Source organism: Rhodococcus sp. 06-221-2 (genome assembly GCF_002258365.1).
Taxonomy (GTDB): Bacteria; Actinomycetota; Actinomycetes; order Mycobacteriales; family Mycobacteriaceae; genus Rhodococcoides; species Rhodococcoides fascians.
On the sequence record NZ_NOYJ01000004.1, the window covers coordinates 116,965 to 139,411 of the forward strand.

Annotated in this window: 29 protein-coding genes; 21 read left to right on the forward strand and 8 right to left on the reverse strand. The window is 65.8% G+C overall.

All coding sequences use genetic code 11. The annotated features are described in order from the left end of the window. Positions 1-79 precede the first annotated feature (79 nt). The 8 genes from CH281_RS26715 to CH281_RS01660 all read left to right on the forward strand — a co-directional run bounded on the left by CH281_RS26715 (position 80) and on the right by CH281_RS01660 (position 4,036). Positions 80-253 carry a hypothetical protein gene (locus CH281_RS26715; RefSeq protein ID WP_155288423.1) on the forward strand — a complete coding sequence of 58 codons (174 nt, stop codon included), beginning with the start codon at positions 80-82 and terminating at the stop codon, positions 251-253. 35 nt (positions 254-288) lie between these two features. Further along, the gene (locus tag CH281_RS01630) at positions 289-729 is read left to right on the forward strand and encodes a hypothetical protein (protein ID WP_027498344.1); all 441 of its coding nucleotides are present in this window, start codon (positions 289-291) and stop codon (positions 727-729) included. After that, complete coding sequence (locus CH281_RS01635) at positions 719-1,207, forward strand: hypothetical protein (protein ID WP_027498343.1); 489 nt, start codon at positions 719-721, stop codon at positions 1,205-1,207. Before CH281_RS01630 ends, CH281_RS01635 begins: the two co-directional genes overlap by 11 nt. Further along, positions 1,204-1,455, forward strand: a complete 252-nt coding sequence (locus CH281_RS01640) for a hypothetical protein (protein WP_256983314.1) — start codon at positions 1,204-1,206, stop codon at positions 1,453-1,455. The genes CH281_RS01635 and CH281_RS01640 overlap by 4 nt, the downstream gene beginning before the upstream one ends. A gap of 16 nt (positions 1,456-1,471) precedes the next feature. Beyond that, a complete protein-coding gene (locus CH281_RS01645; protein WP_027498342.1) occupies positions 1,472-1,753 on the forward strand; it encodes a metal-sensitive transcriptional regulator in 282 nt (93 codons plus the stop codon). A 21-nt stretch (positions 1,754-1,774) separates the two neighbouring features. After that, on the forward strand, positions 1,775-1,978 hold the full coding sequence (locus CH281_RS01650; RefSeq protein ID WP_094692668.1) for a heavy-metal-associated domain-containing protein: 204 nt from the start codon (positions 1,775-1,777) through the stop codon (positions 1,976-1,978). 85 nt (positions 1,979-2,063) lie between these two features. Continuing rightward, positions 2,064-3,239: a PQQ-dependent sugar dehydrogenase gene (locus CH281_RS01655; RefSeq protein ID WP_094692671.1), complete on the forward strand. Its 1,176-nt coding sequence runs from the start codon at positions 2,064-2,066 to the stop codon at positions 3,237-3,239. Continuing rightward, the gene (locus CH281_RS01660) at positions 3,239-4,036 is read left to right on the forward strand and encodes a cyclase family protein (protein WP_094692673.1); all 798 of its coding nucleotides are present in this window, start codon (positions 3,239-3,241) and stop codon (positions 4,034-4,036) included. Before CH281_RS01655 ends, CH281_RS01660 begins: the two co-directional genes overlap by 1 nt. Positions 4,037-4,050: 14 nt before the next feature. Here CH281_RS01660 and CH281_RS01665 read toward each other — a convergent pair whose 3' ends face one another. From CH281_RS01665 to CH281_RS01675, 3 genes are read right to left on the reverse strand one after another with little or no spacing between them, the layout of a single operon-like run. After that, entirely contained in the window at positions 4,051-6,018 is a 1,968-nt protein-coding gene (locus CH281_RS01665; protein WP_032365221.1) for an acyl-CoA dehydrogenase family protein, read from the reverse strand. 43 nt (positions 6,019-6,061) lie between these two features. Next, positions 6,062-6,268: a hypothetical protein gene (locus CH281_RS01670; protein WP_027498338.1), complete on the reverse strand. Its 207-nt coding sequence runs from the start codon at positions 6,266-6,268 to the stop codon at positions 6,062-6,064. A 46-nt stretch (positions 6,269-6,314) separates the two neighbouring features. Next, positions 6,315-7,661: a serine hydrolase gene (locus CH281_RS01675; RefSeq protein ID WP_094692675.1), complete on the reverse strand. Its 1,347-nt coding sequence runs from the start codon at positions 7,659-7,661 to the stop codon at positions 6,315-6,317. 87 nt (positions 7,662-7,748) lie between these two features. On the opposite strand from CH281_RS01675, the gene CH281_RS01680 reads away from it, so the two are divergent. The 4 genes from CH281_RS01680 to CH281_RS01695 are packed head-to-tail and all read left to right on the forward strand — an operon-like array spanning position 7,749 to position 11,494. Next, entirely contained in the window at positions 7,749-9,032 is a 1,284-nt protein-coding gene (locus CH281_RS01680; RefSeq protein ID WP_373453874.1) for an adenosylmethionine--8-amino-7-oxononanoate transaminase, read from the forward strand. Between the two features lie 25 nt (positions 9,033-9,057). Then, positions 9,058-10,191, forward strand: a complete 1,134-nt coding sequence (locus CH281_RS01685) for an 8-amino-7-oxononanoate synthase (protein WP_094692884.1) — start codon at positions 9,058-9,060, stop codon at positions 10,189-10,191. Then, positions 10,188-10,877, forward strand: coding sequence for a dethiobiotin synthase (bioD, locus tag CH281_RS01690; protein ID WP_032390605.1), 690 nt, complete (start codon positions 10,188-10,190; stop codon positions 10,875-10,877). Before CH281_RS01685 ends, bioD begins: the two co-directional genes overlap by 4 nt. Positions 10,878-10,930: 53 nt before the next feature. Beyond that, positions 10,931-11,494, forward strand: coding sequence for a hypothetical protein (locus CH281_RS01695; RefSeq protein WP_094692677.1), 564 nt, complete (start codon positions 10,931-10,933; stop codon positions 11,492-11,494). On the opposite strand, the gene CH281_RS01700 is transcribed toward CH281_RS01695, so the two are convergent. Then, positions 11,491-11,997 (reverse strand): pyridoxamine 5'-phosphate oxidase family protein, encoded by a 507-nt coding sequence (locus CH281_RS01700; protein ID WP_094692679.1) that lies wholly within the window; start codon positions 11,995-11,997, stop codon positions 11,491-11,493. The two genes, CH281_RS01695 and CH281_RS01700, sit on opposite strands and share 4 nt — an antisense overlap. Before the next feature lie 117 nt (positions 11,998-12,114). Here CH281_RS01700 and hemL point away from each other — a divergent pair, with 117 nt between their 5' ends. From hemL to ccsB, 6 genes are read left to right on the forward strand one after another with little or no spacing between them, the layout of a single operon-like run. After that, entirely contained in the window at positions 12,115-13,434 is a 1,320-nt protein-coding gene (gene hemL / locus CH281_RS01705; RefSeq protein ID WP_032365224.1) for a glutamate-1-semialdehyde 2,1-aminomutase, read from the forward strand. Positions 13,435-13,485: 51 nt separating this feature from the next. Continuing rightward, positions 13,486-14,148, forward strand: coding sequence for a histidine phosphatase family protein (locus CH281_RS01710; RefSeq protein ID WP_094692681.1), 663 nt, complete (start codon positions 13,486-13,488; stop codon positions 14,146-14,148). Continuing rightward, on the forward strand, positions 14,141-14,731 hold the full coding sequence (locus CH281_RS01715; RefSeq protein ID WP_045840652.1) for a TlpA disulfide reductase family protein: 591 nt from the start codon (positions 14,141-14,143) through the stop codon (positions 14,729-14,731). Before CH281_RS01710 ends, CH281_RS01715 begins: the two co-directional genes overlap by 8 nt. A 5-nt stretch (positions 14,732-14,736) precedes the next feature. Next, positions 14,737-15,546: a cytochrome c biogenesis CcdA family protein gene (locus tag CH281_RS01720; RefSeq protein ID WP_032365436.1), complete on the forward strand. Its 810-nt coding sequence runs from the start codon at positions 14,737-14,739 to the stop codon at positions 15,544-15,546. Continuing rightward, positions 15,543-17,162, forward strand: coding sequence for a cytochrome c biogenesis protein ResB (gene resB, locus CH281_RS01725; protein ID WP_094692683.1), 1,620 nt, complete (start codon positions 15,543-15,545; stop codon positions 17,160-17,162). Before CH281_RS01720 ends, resB begins: the two co-directional genes overlap by 4 nt. Before the next feature lie 3 nt (positions 17,163-17,165). Then, complete coding sequence (gene ccsB / locus CH281_RS01730; protein WP_027498328.1) at positions 17,166-18,149, forward strand: c-type cytochrome biogenesis protein CcsB; 984 nt, start codon at positions 17,166-17,168, stop codon at positions 18,147-18,149. Here the strand turns inward: ccsB and CH281_RS01735 are convergent. Beyond that, entirely contained in the window at positions 18,131-18,643 is a 513-nt protein-coding gene (locus CH281_RS01735) for a hypothetical protein (RefSeq protein ID WP_143536282.1), read from the reverse strand. The two genes, ccsB and CH281_RS01735, sit on opposite strands and share 19 nt — an antisense overlap. Before the next feature lie 4 nt (positions 18,644-18,647). On the opposite strand from CH281_RS01735, the gene CH281_RS01740 reads away from it, so the two are divergent. After that, the gene (locus CH281_RS01740) at positions 18,648-19,937 is read left to right on the forward strand and encodes a MinD/ParA family ATP-binding protein (protein WP_080733441.1); all 1,290 of its coding nucleotides are present in this window, start codon (positions 18,648-18,650) and stop codon (positions 19,935-19,937) included. Positions 19,938-19,946: 9 nt separating this feature from the next. Here the strand turns inward: CH281_RS01740 and CH281_RS01745 are convergent, their stop codons facing one another. Then, on the reverse strand, positions 19,947-20,144 hold the full coding sequence (locus tag CH281_RS01745; RefSeq protein WP_027498326.1) for a membrane protein: 198 nt from the start codon (positions 20,142-20,144) through the stop codon (positions 19,947-19,949). Positions 20,145-20,279: 135 nt separating this feature from the next. Continuing rightward, positions 20,280-20,495 (reverse strand): BldC family transcriptional regulator, encoded by a 216-nt coding sequence (locus CH281_RS01750; RefSeq protein WP_027498325.1) that lies wholly within the window; start codon positions 20,493-20,495, stop codon positions 20,280-20,282. Positions 20,496-20,694: 199 nt separating this feature from the next. Here CH281_RS01750 and CH281_RS01755 point away from each other — a divergent pair, with 199 nt between their 5' ends. Both CH281_RS01755 and CH281_RS01760 read left to right on the forward strand, forming a co-directional pair. Further along, positions 20,695-21,048 (forward strand): DUF4229 domain-containing protein, encoded by a 354-nt coding sequence (locus tag CH281_RS01755; RefSeq protein ID WP_027498324.1) that lies wholly within the window; start codon positions 20,695-20,697, stop codon positions 21,046-21,048. Beyond that, positions 21,045-22,127, forward strand: a complete 1,083-nt coding sequence (locus CH281_RS01760; RefSeq protein WP_032365228.1) for a PLP-dependent cysteine synthase family protein — start codon at positions 21,045-21,047, stop codon at positions 22,125-22,127. The genes CH281_RS01755 and CH281_RS01760 overlap by 4 nt, the downstream gene beginning before the upstream one ends. Before the next feature lie 6 nt (positions 22,128-22,133). Here CH281_RS01760 and CH281_RS01765 read toward each other — a convergent pair whose 3' ends face one another. After that, positions 22,134-22,445 carry a hypothetical protein gene (locus CH281_RS01765; RefSeq protein ID WP_094692886.1) on the reverse strand — a complete coding sequence of 104 codons (312 nt, stop codon included), beginning with the start codon at positions 22,443-22,445 and terminating at the stop codon, positions 22,134-22,136. Positions 22,446-22,447: the final 2 nt, after the last annotated feature.

Sequence of the window (22,447 nt, forward strand, 5' to 3'; positions counted from 1 at the left end):
TCGAGCGTGTTCCGCGCGCCGAGCCTGTCAGTGTGACTACCATCACTTTCGATAAACGTATCGAGTGATCGGATCGAACATGGCAGAGAACATTCCGGTGCCGCCCAGTCGTGCCCTCCCGGAGTCGATCGCGGCGGCCGAGAGCAACGCGTGTCCCGCCGAGAACGGCAGGCCCGGGTGGGCATTGCTCGGTCTGCTGCTCGCCGTGTCGGCGGCCATCGCCATCATGGCGCTGGGAATATCTGCCGGCTGAACTCTGCGCCGCCGCGCGGTGGCAGTATGTCGAGCGTGAGTGCTGACATTGACGAATCGATGGTTCGTCCCCGGGTGGTCTCCACCGCGTACTGGTTGTGGTTGGCGTCGGCAGTGATGCTGATCGTCGTCTGCATGATCGCGCTCACGTTGCCCGTCGATCAGATCCGCGCGTCGTTCACCGACGGCGGCGCGAGCGACGAACAGATCGACTCTTTTCTGACCGTGTTCCGAGGTCTCGGTGTCATCTTCGGCGTGGTCGGCCTGGCAGTGGGGCTGATGTCGGGCCCCGTCCGAGGTGGCGACCGACGGTTCCGACGGGCGTTGGTGGCGCTGTCCGGGGCCACCGCGCTGCTCTTGACCTTCGCCGCGCTCGTCTTCCCGTTCGTGTTGCTGATCATCACGATCGCACTGGTCGTTGCATCGGTGCTGGTGTATCGCCCGTCGGCGCGAGAGTGGTTCGTTCGTGAGCAATGATCTCGGCGGCACCGACCCCGTTCTGTTCCACGAGCCCGGTGGCCGTTGGCGCGCTCTGCTGTGGGGCCCCGCGTTCTGTCTGGTGGTGCTCGCGGTCGAGCTGGCGTCGGGACCGGTGATCCACTGGTTCGCCCTGGCGCTGTTCTCGCTGATTCTCGTCGGACTGACCTACGTACAGCTCCGCGCAGCCCGGATGCATGTCAGCGTCGAGCTGACCACTCGGCAGCTGCGCCAGGGGACCGAAACCGTCGACGTCGCCGAGATCACGGAGATCTTCCCTCCTGCCGAGTACGAGGACGGCGAATACGAGCCGAAGAAGTGGGAAACCGCACGCGTTCTCGGGGAGCTCTCGGGGGTGCCGCGCAAACGGCACGGCATCGGGCTGCGACTGGTCGGCGGCGGACTGGTGCAAGCGTGGGCGAAGGACGACGACGGTCTACGCGCCGCACTCGAGACGGCGAAGCAGGAGTACGTGTGAGGAAGTCCGTCGGCTGGGTGGAACTGGTCCTCGCAGTATTCGCGGTGATCTGCGCGGTGGTGTGCTGGAAGGCAGGCGTTCGCACCACCGAATTCGCCGCCGTTCCCGACGTCTCTCCGGCGTACACGGGCATCTATTACTCGGGGTCGTGGATTGCGGTCGCCGCCCTCGCAGTGATCGTCGGGGGACTGGTTGCCATCGATGGCGTCCGTCGACTGCTGACGGTCGACCCTCCCCATACCGGGTAGGGGTATGATCGACGGCATGAGCAGCTACAGCGCCGAACAGGACGACCTGCTGAAAAGACTGCGTCGCATCGAGGGGCAGGTGGCCGGCATTTCACGCATGGTCGCCGACGACCGGTACTGCATCGACGTCCTCACCCAGGTATCTGCGGTGACGAAGGCGTTGCAGTCCGTCTCGCTGAAGCTGCTCGACGCCCACCTCGCCGGGTGCGTCGTCGACGCCGCGCGGCAGGGCGGACCCGAAGCAGACGCGAAAGTCAAAGAGGCGTCCGAGGCCATTGCGCGTCTCGTTCGTTCCTGACCAGGCACAGGAGGTAACACAATGCAGACGACCTACTCCGTCGAGGGTATGACGTGCGCGCATTGCGCAGCGTCGGTGAAGGAAGAAGTGTCCGAGGTTCCGGGCGTCACGGACGTCGATGTGGACGTCGACACCGGAGCCGTCGTGATCAGCAGTGACGCGGAACTCGACGCTGCTGCCGTCGACGCCGCGATCGAAGAAGCCGGCTACCGAATCGCGTCCTGACTGCGTCGGCCATCTCCTCGGTGTGTTTATGATCGTGTGATACCGGTCATATCGGGCTGGTGGCCGATCGTCGTCAGGAGTGTGGATGAACAAGCTGGTGTCCAGTTCCGGTGTACTCGCCGCCAGCGTCTTCCTGACGCTGGCATGCTCGACGGGCGCGACGGCACAGGCCGATCCACTGCCCGACCTGACGGTCACCACCGTGCTCGACGGGCTCGCGAAACCGTGGGATGCCGTGGTTGCCCCCGACGGGACGGTGCTGACCGGCGAGCGAGCGGGACGATTCGTCATTCGTGACGTCGGCGGTGCCACTCGCGAACTCGAAGCGGATCTCGGCGATCTCTACGCGTCGGGTGAGACAGGCCTGATGGGCATCGCACTGGCGACGGACTTCGCCACATCCAGAACCATTTACACCTGCCAGGGCGTGCAGGGTCAGGGAACAGGTGCCGGCAGTGCGGGCACCGGTAGTGCGGGCGGGGGCACCGACAATCACATCGCCGTGGTGTCGTGGACCGTCGACTCCGCATGGACCGAGTTGACGCGCACCGGCACACTCGTCGACGACATCCCCGTCGCCGACGGTGGTCGCCACGGCGGTTGCCGCATCTTGGCCCACCCCGACGGCACCCTGTACATCGGAACCGGCGACACCGCGTCGCCGTCGGTGCCGCAGGATCGAAACTCGTTGGGCGGCAAGGTGTTGCACATCAACGCCGATGGCTCGGCGGCGGCCGATGCACCCGGACGTGTCTTCACGCTCGGTCATCGGAACGTACAGGGGCTCGCGATACGGCCCGGCACTCAAGACATCTACGAGGTGGAGCAGGGAACCACCAGGGACGACGAACTCAACCTACTGGTCCCCGGCGGCAACTACGGCTACCGGCCGGATCGGCTGCCGTTCGTCTACGACGAGTCGGTGCCGATGACCGATCCCACCCGGGTGCCCGGGGCCCGCGCGGCGGTGTGGAGTTCGGGTAGTCCCACGATCGCGACGCCCGGCCTGACGTTCGCCAACGGCGCGGGATGGGGCTCCTGGAACGGTTCCGCAGTGGTGTCGAGTCAGCAGGGCGAGAAGCTCGTGTTCCTCAAGCTGTCCGAGGACGGCACGGACTACGTCGACGAAGCCGACGCCCTGGTGGGTACCTACGGTCGGCTGCGCTCGCTCACCAGCTTCGGAAGCGACGGAGCCTTCCTGCTCACCACGGACAACGGATCCGACGACAAGATTCTGCTCGTCACCCCTGCTGCCGACTGATGTGCGGCCCCGAAGTCGTCGAGTCTGTTCACCGCAGGATCGGACGTAGGGCGCTGTTCGGGTCGTTGGGGGCAGCTGCTCTGACGGTCGCGGCCGGCGGTGCTGCACGCGCCGCACCGGCGGCCGCAGCGGCGATCCCCGCAGGTCGACTGATCGATCTGACGCCCACGTTGAGTCCGACGTTTCCGGTGTGGCCGGGTAACGAACCGTTCTCGGTGCACCCGGTCGCCGCCTACGAGTTGGGCGGCTTCCTCGTCAACAAGCTCTCGTACTACGAGCACACGGGCACGCACATCGATGCCCCCGCGCATCGAGTGCGCGGCGGTGCGACGGCCGACATCCTGCCGCTGGAAGACCTGATCGCCCCGCTGGTCGTGCTGGACATCTCCGCGCGGGCCGCGTCGGATCCGGAATCGGTCGTGACGACCGAGGACATCGCCCGGTGGGAGCGCGAGCACGGACGGATACCCGATCGCGCACTGGTGGTCATGCACAGTCGATGGCAGGACCGGCTCGCCGAACGTGCCGCACCCGGGTTCGGCGGTTACGCGGCACGGATGCTGGTGCGCGAGCGCAACGTCGTCGGAATCGGGGTAGACACGCTCAGTCTCGATCGGATGAGCGACCGCGACTATCCAGCGCACACAGCGGTACTCGGCGCGGGCCGATACGGAGTGGAGGCACTGGCGAATCTGGATGCCGTGCCCCCGGCAGGGGCCACGGTCGTCGTCGGCGCACCGAAGCACGCGGGCGCGACCGGTGGTCCCTGCCGGGTCTTCGCGATCTCTCCCGGCTGACCCCCGACTACGCGTCAGTGCGCGTGGCTGGGGTTTCCGGCCGGTTCTTCCTCGGTACCCGCTCCGGGCTCGCCGAGCATCGCGGCACCGACGAGAGCCTCGGGCACGCCGAAGCCGTCGACCAGCAACTCCGCATGCGGACGCAGGGTGCGGCACCGCTCGTTGATTGCACGAGTCACTGCCTTGGAGCGCTCGGTGGACAGGTAGCGATGCTCGATGAACCAGGCCTTGTCGTCCTCGATCACCGACAGGGCGTAGAGATCGCAGACCTCCTCGAGCAGGTCCTTGGTGGTCTCGTCCTCACACGACTCGATACCGGCGATGAAGGCCTCGAAGATGATGCGGTCGATGTGGGCGCTCGCAGCGTGCAGAACGTGGTCCTGTACCGCGTTGAACGCGTCGAACGAACTGCTCTCCTTCGACTTCGACTGCAGACGGCGCGCCACCGTGGACAGCAGATACTCCTCACGATCCTCGAACATCTTGACCTGGGTGCCGCGATTGAACAGCGACCCCTCCTCTTCGTTGTCCTGACGCCGATCGAGAATGGTCTGCATGATCGCCTGCGCCGCAGTGCGTTTGACGACGCGATCGCCGACCATGTCGGCTGCGAACTTGACCCACTCGACCGGGCTCATCGACTTCACGTCGTCGGCGTACGCGGTGAGCAGTTCCTTGGCCACCAACTGCGTGAGCACGTGGTTGTCGCCCTCGAAGGTGGTGAACACATCGGTGTCGGCCTTGAGTGAGATCAGCCGGTTCTCGGCCAGGTAGCCCGCGCCGCCACATGCCTCGCGTGCTTCCTGGATCGCGGCAGTGGCGTGCCAGGTGTTGGCGGCTTTCAGGCCGGCGGCACGCGACTCGAGCTCGCGCTGCTCCTCGGCATCCGGGTTGTCCGCAGTCTGCAGCTCGTGCATCTTCGACACCAGCTCGTTCTGCGCGAACTGCAGAGCGTACGACTTGGCGATGAGCGGGAAGAGTCGACGCTGATGCACCAGGTAGTCCATGATCAGCACTTCCTGATCGGAACCGGGAGCAGCGAACTGCCTGCGCTGCAACGCATATCGCGTCGCGATGTCGAGGGCGACACGAGCTGCGGCCGCAGCGCTGCCGCCGACTGTGACGCGCCCGCGGATCAACGTGCCGAGCATCGTGAAGAACCGCCTGGACGGATTCTCGATGGGGGAGGTGTACGTGCCGTCGGCAGAGACGTCGGCGTACTTGTTGAGCAGGTTGTCCCGCGGAATGCGGACATGGTCGAACATCAGTCGGCCGTTGTCCACGCCGGGGAGTCCGCCCTTGTACTGACAATCCGAGGTCGTCACGCCGGGGAGGTCGTCGCCGTTCTCGTCCCGCAGCGGCACGAAGAAGCAGTGCACGCCGTGGCCCTCGGGCTCCTCGCCCGGCCCTGCGGTGATCAGCTGCGCGAAGACGGCAGCGACGGTCGCAGTCTCGGCGGCACCACCGATGTAGTCCTTGCGGGAGGACGGAGTGGGTGAGTTGATCACGAACTCGTCGGTCTTCGGGTCGTACGTCGCCGTCGTCTCGAGAGACTGCACGTCACTGCCGTGTCCGGTCTCCGTCATGGCGAAGCAGCCCAGCAACTCGAGGTTGATGATCTTCGGTACGTACGCCTCGTGGTGACGCTCGGTACCCAGGTTCTCGATGGCACCGCCGAACAGTCCCCACTGGACCCCGGCCTTGACCATCAACGACAGGTCGCTCATCGCGAGCATTTCGATCATCGTCACCGCGGCACCGACGTCTCCGGTACCGCCGTGTTCCTTCTTGAATCCGTTGTCGGCAGCCCCGGCCGCGGCGAGAAGCTTGAGCTGCTCGAGCGCCTTGGTGCGGGCGATGACGGTGTTCGGTGTGTAATGCGGGCGGAACTCGTCGCGCGCGAGTTGCTTGCGCGCCTCGTTCTTCACATCACGCCAGCGGCCGTCCAGAGTGTTCCGAAGGTGATCCGTTGTGGTTGCCATACTCGACGGTAACCTTTTGCCGCGGCCCGTGAGGCCCGGAACTTCAGACCGGCCAGACGAATTCTCGGAACACGGCCCGGAAGGTCCGCCAGAAGCCGGATCTGCCGTAGGGACCGTCGTGGAACAGCGACGCGCAGTTGTCCTCCATGGCCCTGGTCACCAGGGGACTGAAGTCGGTGAACTCGCAGACCAGGAACTCTTTGAAGCCCGTCGGCCACGCCTGCTGAGCCGGTTCGTGTTGTGCCTCCACGGGCACGAGTGTAATCCAGCGGTAACACCGGTGTTACAAATCCCACTCACTTCAACAAAGCGAAAGCTTCCTGCGCAACCAGGAACGCGTAGCTGGACGGGATCAGGTCGATGGCACCGTCCGCCCGGAACTGCTCGGTGACGATCCAGTCCTGGCCCGAGGCGTCGGTTGTCAAAAACGCCGCGGCGAGGTCGCCGGGAGCGTTTCCGCCTTTGAAGCCGGAGTACGGCCATCGAGCGGGATCGAGCTGCACACCCGGGGTGATGGCCAGGATCCGACGGTTCTCCTCCGCCGACGGGCCGGTTGCCAGGTACCCCATGGCCGCACACACGTCCTGCGCGTTCGCGAACCACTCCACGCCGTCGGCCGATGCCGGGTTGTCGAGAAAATTCTCGAAGTCGATGTCCAGCGGCCGGGAATCGGCTTGCTTCAGGAGCTGCTCGCGAGCGTCGGCGTCCGCGTCCGCCCATTCGGAACGAAGATTCGGATTCCCGAACCCGATGACGAAGAACTGTCGGGTGTCCATCATCGGCGTCATCGCCGCGGGATCGTGATGACCCATCGTGGCGAGCTGAGCCTCGACGCGGCCCCGACCGAGGCGTTCCATCAGCAGGTCCGTGGCGGTGTTGTCGGACAGCGAGATCATCTTCTCCGCGGCCTCGCGTACCGACACCGTCGTGCCGTCGCGGCGGTTCTGCAGCTCACCCGATGGCGCACTCTTGTTCTCGTCGCGGATGGTCAGCTGCTCGTCCCATCGCACGCTGCCCGCCTCGATCTCGTCGGTCAGCGCCCCGAGAACGTACAGCTTGAACACCGATCCCAGCGGGAGCATCGCGTCGGCATTGACCGAGTACACCGACTCGCACTCACCGCCGTTCAGACGAGACGCGCTGTAGGAGTAATTCGGAGCCACCTTCGACAGGGCGGCATCGAGCTCGTCGAAGGACGAGATCTTCGGAGTTTCCGGACTGGCCAGAATGCCGTCGAGCGTGCCGTCGGCACCGAGGGAAGTGGTGATCGTGGCCGGAATGCCGGCGGTGGTGAAGCGAAGAACGGCGCTGTCCGGGCCGGCCTCGAAACCCGTCGCCACGTTCGGCGCCCCGGCGCGCAACTGCTCGAGAGGGGTGACGAGCCCGCCCATCGGCTCGAGTGCTGCCGCCAGCTCCGCGCCGGTCACGGCGTCCACCGCCGCCGGATCCGGGGCGGCGTCGGCGTTGATCCACTGCAGAATTCGGTCGTTGACCGAGCCCAGCGGCGTCGAGGTGTCGATCGCGAACGCCGGTGCCGTGGTGGTCGTGGGCGTCGGCGTTTCGGACGGTCCCCCGCAGGCGGACAGCGTCAGAGTTACGGCCACGACCACCCCTGCCAGTCTCGTCACGGTGCGCGTCGTCATGTCGCAATGCTAAAGGATTCGGACATTTCGCCACCCGCCCAGTCTCGGTACGGCCGGTCGGGTGCTGTGGCAGTGTGCTCTGGCGTGCTGACTTCAGACGACGTCCGTCGAATAGATTCCGAGCATCTCTGGCATCCCTACAGCGGGTTTCCGTCGACGACGACACCGTTGGTCGTCGACAGCGCGTCCGGGGTTCGACTGACGTTGGCCGACGGCCGCCAACTCGTCGACGGGATGAGTTCGTGGTGGGCGGCGGTGCACGGCTACCGGCATCCGGTGCTGGACGCGGCAGCGCGAGACCAGCTCGACCGCATGAGTCACGTGATGTTCGGAGGCCTCACTCATGCGCCGGCGGCGCGATTGGCGGAGCTGCTGGTCTCGATCACGCCGGCCGGGCTGGACAAGGTGTTCCTCGCAGATTCCGGGTCCGTGTCCGTCGAAGTCGCGGTGAAGATTGCATTGCAGTACTGGCGTGGGCGGGGTGAGAGCGGGCGTACGAAGCTGCTGACGTGGCGGGGCGGCTATCACGGGGACACGTTCGCGCCGATGAGTGTCTGCGATCCGGACGGCGGGATGCACAGGTTGTGGACCGGAGTGCTGGCGCAGCAGGTGTTCGCGCCCGCGCCACCTGCCGCGTCCGATGCGGCGGGTATCGCCGCCTACGTCGCCGAGTTCGAGCAGCAGCTCGCGGCGCATGCGAACGACGTGGCCGCGATCATCGTCGAGCCGATCGTGCAGGGTGCCGGCGGAATGCGCTTCCACGACGCACGTCTGCTGGTCGCACTGCGCCGACTCGCGGACGAGTACGGCGTGCTGTTGATCTTCGACGAGATCGCCACCGGGTTCGGCCGCACCGGTGAGCTGTTCGCCGCCGATCACGCGGGCATCGCACCCGACATCATGTGTGTAGGCAAGGCGTTGACCGGCGGCTACATGACGCTGGCGGCGACGCTGTGCACCACCGAGGTGGCGGAGACGGTGTCGAGCAGTGAGGCGGGCGGTCTGATGCACGGGCCCACGTTCATGGGCAATCCACTGGCCTGCGCGATCGCGGTGGCGTCGGTGGAGCTGCTGCTCTCGCGCGACTGGCGCGCCGAGGTCGCCGCCGTCGCAGACGTGCTGACCGAACGGCTCGAGCCGGCCCGGTCGATCCCGGGCGTCGCCGACGTGCGCGTGCTCGGCGGAATCGGGGTGATCGAACTGACCGGCGCGGTCGACATGGCACGTGCGACGGCCGTCGCCGTGGACGCAGGTGTCTGGCTGCGGCCGTTCGGCAGGTTGGTCTATGCGATGCCGCCGTATGTCTGTACCGAGGCCGATGTGACAGCCATCGCCGACGCCATGGTGGCGGTGGCGCGCGACCATACTTGAACACTGTTCAAGTATGGTCGTGGACATGAGTGCACTCGATTGGCTCGACGCCGCCGCATACGACCGTCGCGCGGCCGGGCTCGAGCGCGTCGTCCTCGCTCGCAGTCCCGAGGATTCGACACTCGACCTGGCGTCGAACGATTACCTCGGCCTGTCTCGACATCCGCACGTCGTCGACGCGGCCTGCGCGGCCACGCGTCGGTGGGGTGCCGGGTCCACCGGATCTCGACTGGTCACCGGCACGACCACCGCCCACGAACAGCTCGAGCAGCACCTTGCCGACTTCGTCGGTGCCGAGACCGGACTGGTCTTCTCGTCCGGCTACACCGCCAATCTCGGAGTCGTCACCGCGCTCGCCGACCGCGACTCCGTCGTGATCTCGGACGCTGCGTCGCACGCGTCGTTGATCGATGCCTGCCGTCTGTCTCGGGCGCGGGTGGCCGTGGCGCGGCATCGCGACGTCGAGCACGTCGAGCAGTTGCTCCGCGAACGAACGGAATCTCGCGCGCTCGTGGTGACCGACTCGATCTTCAGCGCCGACGGCGACCTCGCGCCGCTGCACGAGCTGTACGCGGCGTGCCGGAGATGGAACGCGGTGCTGATCGTCGACGAAGCCCACGGGCTGGGCGTCCGAGGTGACGGTGGGCGCGGTGCCGTGCACGACGCCGGTGTGGCGGGACTGCCGGACCTGGTGATCACCGCGACACTGTCCAAGGCGCTCGGATCGCAGGGCGGGGTGGTGCTCGGGCCGGCGTCGGTACGGCACCAGGTACTGCACAGTGCGCGCAGCTTCGTCTTCGATACCGCGCTCGCCCCGGCCGCGGTCGGCGCGGCATCGGCAGCGCTGGCGGTGCTGCGCAGCGAACCCGATCGGGTCGCTGCGATCGGTCGGCGGGCAGGGCAATTGGCGGCGGCCGCCGGTGTTTCGCCGACGGCGTCGGCGGTGGTTCCGGTAGTACTCGGCGACGCCGTGCGTGCCGTCCGCGCGGCCGGGGAGTGTCTTGACCTGGGCGTGCGCGTCGGGTGCTTTCGGCCGCCGTCGGTTCCCGCGAACGCATCTCGGCTGCGCTTGACCGCGCGCGCCGACCTCAGCGACACCGATATCGACCGTGCCACGTCCGTTCTCTCGACGGTGTTGCGTGCGGCGGTGTCGGGATGACGGTTCTTCTCGTCACCGGAACGTCGACCGGCGTCGGCAAGACCGTGGTGACCGCGGCGCTCGCGGCCGCAACCCGGGCACATGGACGGACGGTGGCGGTGTGCAAACCGGCGCAGACCGGAGTCGGTGACGACGGCCTGGACGAGTCGGATATGGATGTGGTGGAACGTCTTTCGGGAGTCCGCGGAATCGAGCTGGCGCGGTACCCCGAGCCACTCGCGCCCGACGTCGCAGCACGCCGTTCGGGTCGGTCGATGCTCGAACTCGACCACGTCGTCGACGCGGTGCGAGTGCTCGACGAGGCCCACGATCTCGTCGTGGTCGAGGGTGCGGGCGGGGTAGCGGTGCGCCTGGGTGTCGGCGGGTTCACCGCACTCGATGTCGCCGGTGCCGTCGGCGCATCGGTCCTGATCGTGGCAGGGGCGGAGCTGGGGACGCTCAACCACAGCGCGCTGACCGTCGCCGCGGTGCGCGCAGCGGGTGTGACATGTGCGGGCCTGGTGATCGGATCGTGGCCGACCGAACCCGATCTGGCGGCGCGGGTCAACGTGGAGGAGCTGCCGCCCGTGACGGGCGTCGAGCTGCTGGCGTGCGTGCCGAACGGGGCCGCCGCGCTGGACGAGAAAGACTTCGGTGCGCTCGCCTGGACGATGTTCGGCGAGTTTGCCGGCTCATTACTCGGGTAACCGGCTCGGAACGTCTGCCACTTCGGCAGTCGGAACAGATCGGGAGTTCCATCATGAGCACCGCAGTGTGGATCATCGTTGCAGTAGTAGTCGTAGTTTTGGTCGTTGCCGTCGCCCTGGTTGTGGCACGCAAGGGCAAAGAGCGAAAGAGGCTGGAAGCGAACCACCTTCGCGAGAAGGCGGCCGATCAGGCGACCGTCGTCGAGGAGCGTGAACTGCAGGCCCGCGAGAGCGAGGCCAAGGCACGCCGCGCCCAGGCGGAGGCGGACGTCAAAGCTGCCGAGGCAGAGAAACTTGCTCAGCAGGCCCAGTCTCACCAGGGAGTCGCGGCGGCATCACGCGACGAAGTGAACTCACAGTTCGAGCGCGCGAACCACATCGATCCGGATGTGAAGGGCGACCGCAAGGTGACCGGTGACCACAACGTCGGCCGCGACGCGGGCGCGGATCGGGACTTCGGTGCGCAGCACAACGCGAATGTCGATCGGAACGCGAGTGCCGATCGGAATGCGACTGTCGATCGGAACGCGAGTACCGACCGGTCCGAGGCAGGACCGCATGGCGTGACCGGTAATCCGGACTTGCCCCCGACGGCAGCCCGGCACGAGCGGAACTAGCTCGTCGAGGTATTGGGCAGTTCGAGTTCGACCACGTCGTTCTCGCCCAGGTTCGGACGCTCGTGGGTGACCTTCGCTTTGGCGTAGGCCAGCAGGGTCGACACCTTCGAGCCCGGGGTGGACCAGTACTCGGCACCTTCGGCGGCCACGTGGATCAGAGCGACCTCACGTGAATCGGGGTTCTTCTCGAACCACGCGGCCGCCCGAGAATTCCACAGCTCCTCCGCCTTGGCCTTGTTCTCGACGACCGCAGCAGTACCGGACAGCGACACCCAACCCTGACCGGATTGGAACGAGACGTTGACCGTCGGGTCGGCGGCGATGTCGCGTACCTTTCTGGAGTCCTGCGCTGCGAAGAACCACAGGTCCCCGTCGAACTCGGCTTCCTGCAGTGCCATCGGACGCGAGATGAGGTGGCCGTCTCGGCCCACGGTGGTGAACATGCACAGTCCGGCTTCGGACATCAATTCGGCGACCTTGCTGACGCCATCGGTGTTTGTCATCGAAAGTAAATACCCGGGGTGGGGGTCTTCAATCGCCGAAACCAGGCCGACTCCCTGTTTCGGTGATTATTACGCCCTGTAGTTGGTGATTTCGCAGAACCTGGGACACTGGAAGTCGTGACTGTTCCTGACGGCAACGACGCCCCCGTATCGGCCCAACTCTTCGCCCGCGCGAGCACAGTGATTCCAGGTGGCGTCAACTCTCCGGTGCGTGCGTTCGCATCGGTCGGCGGCACTCCACGCTTCATCACGCAGGCCAGCGGATACACGATGACCGACGCGGACGGGAAGTCCTACGTCGACCTCATCTCGTCCTGGGGTCCGATGATCCACGGACACGCGCATCCGGCCATCGTCGAGGCAGTCCAGAAGGCGGCCGCAACCGGACTGTCGTTCGGCGCACCCACCGAGCGCGAAATCGAACTTGCCGAGGAAATCGTGCGCCGCGTCGGCCCCGTCGACCAGGTTCGCCTTGTGAATTCGGGCACAGAGGCCACGATGAGCGCGGTGCGTCTGGCGCGCGGCTTCACCGGTCGCACCAAGATCCTCAAATTCTCCGGCTGCTACCACGGCCACGTCGACGCCCTGCTGGCCGACGCGGGCTCGGGACTGGCCACCTTCGGACTGCCGACGTCACCCGGAGTGACCGGCGCTCAGGCATCGGACACCATCGTCGTTCCCTACAACGACCTCGACGCCGTCACCGCCGCGTTCGACGCTAATCCCGGCGAGATCGCGTGCATCATCACCGAGGCCGCCGCGGGCAACATGGGCGCGATCCCGCCGGTCACCGGCTTCAACGAGGGACTACGCCGACTCGCGACCGAGCGCGGCGCATTGCTGATCATGGACGAGGTGATGACCGGATTCCGTGTCAGCGCCGCAGGCTGGTACGGCATCGACGGTGTCGCCGGCGACCTCTACACCTTCGGCAAGGTCATGTCCGGCGGGCTACCGGCCGCAGCATTCGGTGGCCGCGCGGACGTCATGGCCTACCTCGCACCGGCCGGGCCGGTATACCAGGCGGGCACCCTCAGCGGAAACCCCGTCGCCGTCGCAGCCGGCCTGACGAGCCTGCAACTGGCCGACGCCGCCGTCTACGAGAAGCTGCAGACCAACTCACAGCGACTCGGAACACTGCTCGGCGATGCTCTCACCGCCGAAGGCGTCCACCACCACGTGCAGTTCGCGGGCACTATGGTGAGTGTGTTCTTCGCCGATGGACCCGTCACCGACTACGCGCAGGCCAAGGCTGCCCAGACGTGGCGCTACCCGGCGTTCTTCCACGCGTTCCTCTCTCGCGGGGTGTACCCGCCGCCGAGCGCATTCGAGGCATGGTTCGTCTCGGCTGCGCTCGACGACCGAGCTTTCGAGATCATCGCCGACGCGGCCCCGGCCGCCGCGAAGGCTGCGGCAGCCGCTGTAGCACCACTGTGACGTCCACTCAGAAGTGATCACCACCCGACTAGCGAGAAACAGGACCCCGACGTGACCGAGGCCCCCGCAACACATCCGCACTCGACGACGCGCACCATCGTGCACGTCCTCCGGCACGGCGAGGTGCACAACCCCAAGGGCATCCTCTACGGGCGGCTGCCCGGCTTCAAGCTGTCGGTCACCGGCCAGTCCCAGGCCAAGGCCGTCGCAGATGCGCTCGCCGGTCACGACATCACCCACGTCGTCGCGTCGCCGTTGCAACGCGCCCAGGAGACTGCCGCCCCGATCGCGACAGCCCACGGCCTGACGGTGTCCGAGGACGAGAACCTCATCGAGGCGGGTAACGAGTTCGAGGGGCTGCGCGTTGCCGTCGGCGACGGAGCCCTGCGTAGGCCTCGGCACTGGTGGAAGCTGCGCGACCCGTTCACCCCGTCCTGGGGCGAGCCGTATCTGCAGATCGCGCACCGCATGCTCGCGGCCGTCAACGCGGCCAGAGTCGCAGCCGTCGGGCACGAGGCCGTCTGCGTGAGCCACCAACTCCCGGTCTGGACGCTGCGCCGGTTCCTCCAGGGCGACCGGCTCTGGCACGACCCGCGCAATCGCCAGTGTGGACTCGCATCGCTGACGTCACTGGTCTACGAGGGCGATCAGCTCGTCGATCTCGTCTACTCCGAGCCAGCAGGAGCATCCGACCCGAGGATCACCGGTGCGTAGGTTACTGCTCGCGGTTTCCGCTGTGGCCCTCGTCGCCGGCTGTTCGACCGGCACCGACGCGGTTGCTCAGGGCGGAACCTTCCAGTTCGTCTCGCCCGGCGGAAAGACCGAGATCTTCTACGATCCGCCGTCCGACCGCGGCGCACTCGGCGAACTCTCCGGGCCCGACCTCATGACCGAGGGCAAGACGACCTCGCTGTCGGACTACGAGGGTGACGTCGTCGTCCTCAACGTCTGGGGTCAGTGGTGCGGACCGTGCCGCGGAGAAGCGGACGACCTCGAGAAGGTCTACGAGGCCACCAAGGCCTCCGGCGTCGAATTCCTCGGCATCAACGTGCGCGACGAATCACAGACCGCAGCACAGGATTTCGTCGTCAGCAACAACGTCACGTACTCCTCGATCTACGACCCGCCGATGCGCACCCTGACCGCGCTCGGTGGCGTTCCGACCTCCGTCATTCCGACGACCATCGTGCTCGATCGACAGCACCGCGTCGCCGCCGTGTTCCTGCGTGAACTGCTCGTCGAGGACCTGCAGCCCGTCGTCGAGCGCGTGGCAGCCGAGGAGCCTGTGCAGCCGTGAGCGAGATGTACCTAGCCGGCGTCGGCGCGAGTTTCCAGGAAGCTGCGGCCTCCGGGCCGCTGATTCTGGCCCTCGGAGCCTGCGTCCTGGCCGGGCTCGTCTCCTTCGCATCACCGTGCGTCGTACCGCTGGTTCCGGGATATCTGTCGTACCTCGCCGGGGTCGTCGGAGCCGACGCACCGGCGGTCAGCGCCGACGAAGCGGCCGTCAAGACGAAGGTGCGCAGCGGTCGGCTGCGCGTCGCGGGAGCCGCGGGGCTGTTCGTCCTCGGATTCACCGTGGTGTTCGTTCTCGCCACCGCGTCGGTGTTCGGCGCAATTTCGGTACTGGCGATCAACCGCGAACTGCTCATGCGAATCGGCGGCGTCGTCACCATCGCCATGGGCCTGGTGTTCGTCGGACTGATTCCCGCGCTGCAGCGCGATGTGCGGTTCGAGCCGAAGCAGATCGGCTCCCTCGCCGGAGCGCCCTTGCTCGGGGGAGTGTTCGCACTCGGCTGGACCCCGTGCCTCGGGCCCACCCTTGCCGGCGTCATCTCGCTCGCCGCGGGCACCGACGGTGCCACGGCTGCGCGCGGAGTCACCCTCATCGTGGCGTACTGCCTCGGTCTGGGATTGCCGTTCGTGATCCTCGCGTTCGGATCGGTCAGCGCACTGCGAGGCGTCGGCTGGCTACGTACACACGCACGACAGATACAGGTGTTCGGCGGAATCATGTTGATAGCGGTAGGAATTGCACTGGTCACCGGTGCCTGGGATCAATTCGTCGGCTGGGTGCGCGACGCCTTCGTCTCCGATGTGGTGTTGCCGATATGACCACCGAGACCGAGGAGCGGACAGAAGCGTCGCCGCCGCACAAGCAATCCGTACTCGGTAAGGCCGTGGCCGTGGTGCGCAACACCTGGCGCGGGCTCACCAGTATGCGGACCGCACTGGTGCTGCTGTTCCTGCTGGCCTTCGCCGCCGTGCCCGGTGCCCTGGTACCGCAACGCAGCCTCAACGCGGGCAAGGTCGACCAATACATCGCCGACCGTCCGACCCTCGGCCCCATCATGGACAAGCTCGAACTGTTCGACGTGTTCGGCAGCTTCTGGTTCACCGCGATCTACGCACTACTGTTCGTCTCCCTGATCGGCTGCATCCTGCCGCGGTGCATCGAGCACGCAAAACAGTTGCGCACCAAGCCCGTTCGTGCGCCGCGGAACCTCTCGCGCCTGCCGCACCACACCCGGTACGACGTCGCCGGAGGACCCGAGGAGATCGCAGCCCAGGTCCGTACTCAGCTGCGTGGGTGGCGCGTCGCGCAACGGTCCGAGAGCAGCGGGGCAGTGACGCTCTCGGCGGAGAAGGGCTACGTTCGCGAACTCGGCAACCTCGTGTTCCACCTCTCGCTCGTCGGACTGTTGGCCGCGATCGCCATGGGCAAGCTGCTCGGCTACGAGGGAAACCGCATCGTCATCGCCGACGACGGCCCCGGATTCTGCACTTCCACGCCCGCCAACTACGACTCGTTCCGGGCGGGCAACCTCGTCGACGGCACCGACCTCGAGCCGTTGTGCTTGCGCGTCAAGGACTTCCAGGCGGACTACCTCGACAACGGCCAGGCGGAAATGTTCACCTCGAACATCCAGTACCAGGCCGGCGAAGACCTGGCGAACAACGTCTGGCAGGACGACCGACTGCAGGTCAACCACCCGCTGCGGGTCGCGGGCGACCGCGTCTACCTGCAGGGCCACGGCTACGCGCCCACGTTCACGGTGACGTTCCCGAACGGCGAGACCCGCACCGACACCATCCAATGGCAGCCGACGGACGCCACCACATTCCTCTCCAGCGGGGTACTGCGAGTCGACCCACCCGGTGGCCTCTACCCCGACGCGCTGGACCGGCGTAAGAACCAGATCGCCATCGAAGGACTGTTCGCCCCGACGGCGTCGTTCCACGGCAGTCTGCTGTCGTCGAGCTTCCCGGCGATGAACGACCCGGCCGTCGCCATCGACATCTACAAAGGCGACACCGGACTCGACACCGGACTCCCGCAGTCCATCTTCTCGCTCGATCAGGAAATGATCGCCCAGGGCAGGCTCGTCAAGCAGGACCGCGTCAACCTCATGCCCGGGGAATCGGCCACACTCAGCGACGGCACCGTCGTGAGATTCGACGGGGCAAAGGAATTCGTCAACCTGCAGGTCTCGCACGACCCGGCTCAGACCTGGGTCCTGGTGTTCGCGCTGACGATGATGGGCGGACTGCTCGTCTCACTGGTGATTAAACGTCGCAGAATCTGGGTCCGACTCACCGCCGACGGCGACTCACGACGTACTGTAGTAGAACTCGGCGGACTTGCACGCACCGATCAGGCGGGGTGGGGCGAAGAGTTCGACCGCCTGTGCACCCGCCTGCTCGGCGACACCTCGAAACAGGAGAACTGACCGATGCCGATCAACGAGACACTCTCGCAGTACAGCGACTGGTCGTTCGAATCAGCCTTCACCATTTACGTGCTCGCATTCGTCCTGCTCATCGCTCAGTACGCCTCCGCCAAGGCGACGGCCGCTCAGGCCAAGGAACTCGTCGGTGCCGGAGCCCCCGTAACCGCGTCGTCGCAGGCTGCGTCCTCCGGCCCGGGACGCGTCATCGAGGCACCCAAGCGCCCGCTGTCCGAACGCCTCGCGGGCATGGGCTTCGCGCTGCTCGCACCGGCCCTCGTCCTACACATCGCCTCGGTCGTGCTCCGCGGATTCGCCACCCACCGATTCCCGCTGGGCAACATGTACGAGTTCGTCACCATGGCAACTGCTGCCGCAGCACTGACCTCCGTGGTGGTGCTGCGCAAGAAGACGATGCGCCCGATGCTGGTGTTCGTCCTCGCACCCATCATCGTGCTGATGTTCTTTGCCGCCACCAAGCTCTACGCCGACGCCGCACCCGTCGTCCCGGCACTGCGCTCCTACTGGCTGCCCATCCACGTCACCATCGTCAGCGTCGGCAGCGGCATCCTGCTGGTCTCCGGAGTCGCGAGCCTGCTGTTCCTGCTGCGCATCAAACAACCGCTCGGCGAGGAGAGCGTGGGATTCTGGGGCCGCTTCGCCTCCAAGCTCCCTGACGCCCAAGCCCTCGACCGACTCGCCTACAAGACGACCATCGTCGCCTTCCCGCTGTTCGGAGCCGGCGTCATCCTCGGCGCGATCTGGGCCGAGGCCGCATGGGGACGTTTCTGGGGCTGGGACCCCAAAGAAACGATGTCCTTCATCACGTGGATCATCTACGCCGCTTACTTGCACGCCCGCGCCACCTCCGGCTGGCGAAACACCCGCGCCGCGTGGATCAACGTCGGTGGATTCACTGCCATGCTGTTCAACCTCTTCATAATCAACATGGTCGTCTCCGGTCTGCACAGCTACGCAGGACTGAACTGACCTCTGCGCGTTCCACACGCTCCGCTGCCGACGCGCAGCTGGTAGCGTCCGATCCGGCTCGATGGGGGAGACATCCGAGCCGGCACTCGACGCGGGACGCACAGTGGGGGGAAATCGGTCATGGCCGATCGGCACGGAAACAATTGGCAACCCGTCCGACCGATGGACGACGACGAACCCCCGAACACGCCGGAGCCGGTGGTGACCGAGACCCCGGTTCCCGGGTCTGCTGGAGTTGGGGAAGTTTCGGGGGTTGCGGGGTCTGCTGAGACTGCGGGGTCTTCTCGGGTTGTGGGGGAGTCTCGGGTTTCGGGGGAGCGTGAACCGTTCCGATCCACCCCCATCGCCATGCCGCCCGCGGATGCTCCGAGCCCGACTCCTGTTGTCGCGGCAATGTCGACTCCACCCGTCGAGGTGACGCCACCGACCGACGAGATGCCGACGATGCCCGAAGCGTCGGGTCCACCGGTTGTGCCACCGGTTTCGTCCGACACGGCCATGCTCCCTGGTCCGCCGACTCGGCCCACGGGCGAGCCGCAGCCGCCTGGGCAACAGGGTCAGCACCCTGTCCAGCCGCAGAACGGGGTGGTTTTGCCCCCGAATGCTGTTGTGCCCCAGCAATATTGGCAGCCGAACAACGAGTGGGCAGCCCAGAATCAGTGGCAGGCCCAGAACGGCTGGCCGACGCATGGGCATGGGCAGGGGTATGGGCAGGGTCAGGGGTATGGGCAGTGGGCTCCGCAACCCGGTTCGTGGCCGCAACCGATGTTGCCCGGCCATGTTCCTGTTGTGGTTCCTGCCGTGGCTGCTGTCGTTCAGCCGGATCATCGACCGCTGTCGCAGCCGATGTCGGCGGCCGACCTCGGCGATTCGTTGCTGATCAGGTCGGCAAGTGTCGCTCCGGTGGCCGGGTGGCGTCGTGCGCTGTATCTGATGTCCGGTGGTCGGATCGATGTGGGGAACAGTCCGGCGCAACAGCGACGCCTCGAATTGACCGCGCAGGTCGATCGACCATTGGTGGGGTGCTACCGCGTCGCGGTGCTCTCGTTGAAGGGTGGGGTCGGAAAGACGACGACAACGGCCACGTTGGGCTCGACGTTCGCGGACATCCGCGGTGACCGCGTGATTGCGATCGACGCGAACCCCGACCGCGGAACGCTGGGGCAGAAAGTACCGTCGGAAACGACGGCGACGGTCCGAAATCTGTTGCGAGACATGGATTCCTTGGAGCGCTACAGCGACGTTCGGGCCTACACCTCACAGAACGTCCATCGGCTGGAGGTGCTGGCCTCCGATTCGGACCCGGCGGCGTCCGAGGCATTCAGCGGTGACGACTACGACCGAACGGTGACACTGCTCGAGAAGTTCTACAGCATCGTCATCACCGACTGCGGCACCGGATTGATGCATTCGGCGATGGAAAGCATTCTCGAGGGCGCGGACACTCTGGTCGTCGTCAGCTCAGGGTCTGTGGACGGGGCGCGGAGCGCGTCGGCGACATTGGATTGGCTGGATGCTCATGGCTATCGAGAATTGGTGGCCACGTCGGTGGCGGTGGTCAACGCGGTAAGACCGAGGGCGGGAAAAGTCGACTTGCAGAAGGTGGTCGAACATTTCGAGCAGCGATGCGCTCAGGTTCGGACGATTCCGTTCGACCCGCATCTGGAGGAGGGGGCTGAGATCGAACTGGGCAGGCTTCGTGGACGCACGCGAAAGGCACTCCTCGAAGTAGCTGCGGCGGTGGCAGCAGGCTTTCCGGCCTCGCCCACTACTTCTCGCCGCAGCTGATCGGAAACTTTATTCGCCGACTTCAGTGCCGGCGTCGGTCCCGTCCTTGCCTCCGCGACGAGCGTCCCGGTTGATTTTCCAGAGAAATTCCGGATCGTCATCGGGCCCGACAGTCCGCGGGGGTTCGGGCTGCGTGCTGGGTCCGAATGCCTTCCACAGCAGCACAATCACTGCCACCAAACCGATCAACGCCAATAGATAGATCACGACGCACCTCCTACTACGAGGGTAGCCGTCATGCAACGACCTCCGCACCCGTCGAGCGTCGAAGATTCCTGAGAATGTTCGATGAGTTCGTACGGGTGCGGAGGTCGTTGCCGAAACTGCGCCGAATGGCCTGTCTCAGTGCTGTACGCCGGCTTCGGTCGTCAGAGAAGTCAGCAGCTGCATGACCTCGGTTTCGCGGAAGCGACGGTGTCCGCCGGGAGTGCGGAGCGATCCAAGACGTCCGGCGTGTGCCCAGCGAGTCACGGTCTTGGGGTCGACGTGAAAAAGCGCTGCTACCTGACCCGGTGTGAGAAGTGAGTCCTGAGCTTTGTGGAACGTGGGTGCGCTCATCTGTCGTGTCCTCCTACGGTGCGGTTCTGTGCATTTGCGTCGAACCGGAGATATCGGTCTGCGGTGTTGTGAGCCCCATGGTTGCACTCGGACCCCTAGGTACTCGACTGATACAAGGTTGGTAAAGGGGAGGTAATGGACAAATCGGTCACGCCAGGGGTGGGTGGGAAGCCCTGCACGGCCCGGTAACCTTGAGCTCGTGAGCGATGCGACGAATGCCGACCGAAGCGACCCGACCAGCGGAAACCCCACGCCCGGCCGTTCTGCGAAGAAGTCCCTTGCCGTCAATCTCGCCGTGTACACGTTCGCGCGTCTGGCGCTCGTCATCGTCATCGCCGCGATCATCATCGGTGTCGGTTTACTCTTCGGCATCGAGGTTCCGATCCTCGTCGCCGCGATCTTCGGCGTCCTCATCTCGCTGCCGTTGTCCCTGCTTCTGTTCAAGCAGATGCGCATCCGCGTCAACGAGTCCATCGCTGCGGTCGACGAACACCGACGCACCGCTCGCGCGGACCTGCAGTCCAAGCTGCGCGGTGAAGACGGCCGCAAGTGACCGGATCGGTGGACCACTCCGGATCGCGTGAGTGGGTCGACAACGCAGTCCGGTTGATCGAAGCCGATTCTCAGCGCAGTGCCGACACACACCTGCTGAGCTATCCACTGCCTGCCGCATGGGGAATCTCGCTGTACCTCAAGGACGAATCCACTCACATCACCGGCAGCCTCAAACACCGGCTGGCGCGATCGCTATTTCTGTACGCGATCTGCAACGGCTGGGTCACCGCGCGAACCACGGTCGTCGAGGCGTCTTCCGGCTCCACGGCGGTCAGTGAGGCATATTTCGCCGGCCTGCTGGGATTGAAGTTCGTCGCAGTCATGCCCAGAAGTACAAGTCCCGCCAAGATCGCCCTCATCGAATCGCACGGTGGGCGATGCCACTTCGTCGACCACCCCGGCGAGATGTACACCGAGGCGCACCGGCTCGCAGCCGAACCCGACTGCCACTACATGGACCAGTTCACCCACGCCGAACGGGCCACCGATTGGCGAGGGAACAACAACATCGCCGAGTCCATCTACGATCAGCTTCGGCTCGAGAAATGTCCCATCCCCGATTGGGTGGTCGTAGGCGCGGGAACGGGCGGAACGAGCGCCACCATCGGTCGCTACATCCGATACCGCAGACACGCAACGCGTTTGGCTGTCGTGGACCCAGAGAATTCGGCCTTCATCGGAGGCTACGAAACCGGTGACGCGAGTTTCGAGACCGGTAAGTCCTCACGTATCGAAGGCATCGGGCGACCGCGGGTGGAACCGTCCTTCGTCGGCCAGGTGATCGATCGAATGATCGCGGTGCCCGACGCTGCGTCGGTGGCGGCCGCGAGATTCACTTCGGCTGCGATCGGTAAACGAGTGGGAGGATCCACCGGCACCAACATCTGGGGTGCCTTCGGCTTGATCTCCGAGATGATTGCCGCGGGACGCACCGGCAGTGTGGTGACGTTGTTGTGCGACGGCGGAGACCGTTACTCGCAAACCTATTTCGACGACACCTGGGTCGCGGGCCAGGGAATGGATCTCGACGAACCGACCGCCGCGCTCGAGCAGTTCATCCGTACCGGGGTGTTCTGAGCAGATCTACCTGGTCACCACCATCGACGTCACGGCAGTGACAGCGGCGACCGTCCCGACGGCCGGCCACGCACCGATCTTCTTCGCGAGCGGATGCGACGCACCGAACGCTACGAGGTACGTCCCGAGCAGTGCGCCGGCACGAGCCGAGCCCGAGGATTTCTGCCATTGAGTGGTGCAGGCAACGCCGACTGCAGCGAGCACTGCTCCGCCGAGTTGGCGATTGTGCGACCGGCGAGCAACAGCGAAGCCGCCGAGCAAGCCGCCTGCGGCGAGAGCGGATGTGGCGAACGAACGTCGAGCATCATGGTCGGACATGA

Excerpts from the sequence above, each read along its gene's own strand:
- CH281_RS01765 (WP_094692886.1), bottom strand. The coding sequence starts at position 22,445 with ATGTCCGACCATGATGCTCGACGTTCGTTCGCCACATCCGCTCTCGCC.
- ccsB (WP_027498328.1), top strand. The coding sequence starts at position 17,166 with ATGCCGATCAACGAGACACTCTCGCAGTACAGCGACTGGTCGTTCGAA.
- CH281_RS01675 (WP_094692675.1), bottom strand. The coding sequence starts at position 7,661 with ATGACGACGCGCACCGTGACGAGACTGGCAGGGGTGGTCGTGGCCGTA.
- CH281_RS26715 (WP_155288423.1), top strand. The coding sequence starts at position 80 with ATGGCAGAGAACATTCCGGTGCCGCCCAGTCGTGCCCTCCCGGAGTCG.
- CH281_RS01645 (WP_027498342.1), top strand. The coding sequence starts at position 1,472 with ATGAGCAGCTACAGCGCCGAACAGGACGACCTGCTGAAAAGACTGCGT.
- CH281_RS01655 (WP_094692671.1), top strand. The coding sequence starts at position 2,064 with ATGAACAAGCTGGTGTCCAGTTCCGGTGTACTCGCCGCCAGCGTCTTC.
- CH281_RS01665 (WP_032365221.1), bottom strand. The coding sequence starts at position 6,018 with ATGGCAACCACAACGGATCACCTTCGGAACACTCTGGACGGCCGCTGG.
- CH281_RS01650 (WP_094692668.1), top strand. The coding sequence starts at position 1,775 with ATGCAGACGACCTACTCCGTCGAGGGTATGACGTGCGCGCATTGCGCA.
- CH281_RS01720 (WP_032365436.1), top strand. The coding sequence starts at position 14,737 with ATGTACCTAGCCGGCGTCGGCGCGAGTTTCCAGGAAGCTGCGGCCTCC.
- CH281_RS01685 (WP_094692884.1), top strand. The coding sequence starts at position 9,058 with ATGAGTGCACTCGATTGGCTCGACGCCGCCGCATACGACCGTCGCGCG.
- CH281_RS01740 (WP_080733441.1), top strand. The coding sequence starts at position 18,648 with ATGCTCCCTGGTCCGCCGACTCGGCCCACGGGCGAGCCGCAGCCGCCT.
- CH281_RS01750 (WP_027498325.1), bottom strand. The coding sequence starts at position 20,495 with ATGAGCGCACCCACGTTCCACAAAGCTCAGGACTCACTTCTCACACCG.
- bioD (WP_032390605.1), top strand. The coding sequence starts at position 10,188 with ATGACGGTTCTTCTCGTCACCGGAACGTCGACCGGCGTCGGCAAGACC.
- CH281_RS01700 (WP_094692679.1), bottom strand. The coding sequence starts at position 11,997 with ATGACAAACACCGATGGCGTCAGCAAGGTCGCCGAATTGATGTCCGAA.
- resB (WP_094692683.1), top strand. The coding sequence starts at position 15,543 with ATGACCACCGAGACCGAGGAGCGGACAGAAGCGTCGCCGCCGCACAAG.
- CH281_RS01695 (WP_094692677.1), top strand. The coding sequence starts at position 10,931 with ATGAGCACCGCAGTGTGGATCATCGTTGCAGTAGTAGTCGTAGTTTTG.
- CH281_RS01660 (WP_094692673.1), top strand. The coding sequence starts at position 3,239 with ATGTGCGGCCCCGAAGTCGTCGAGTCTGTTCACCGCAGGATCGGACGT.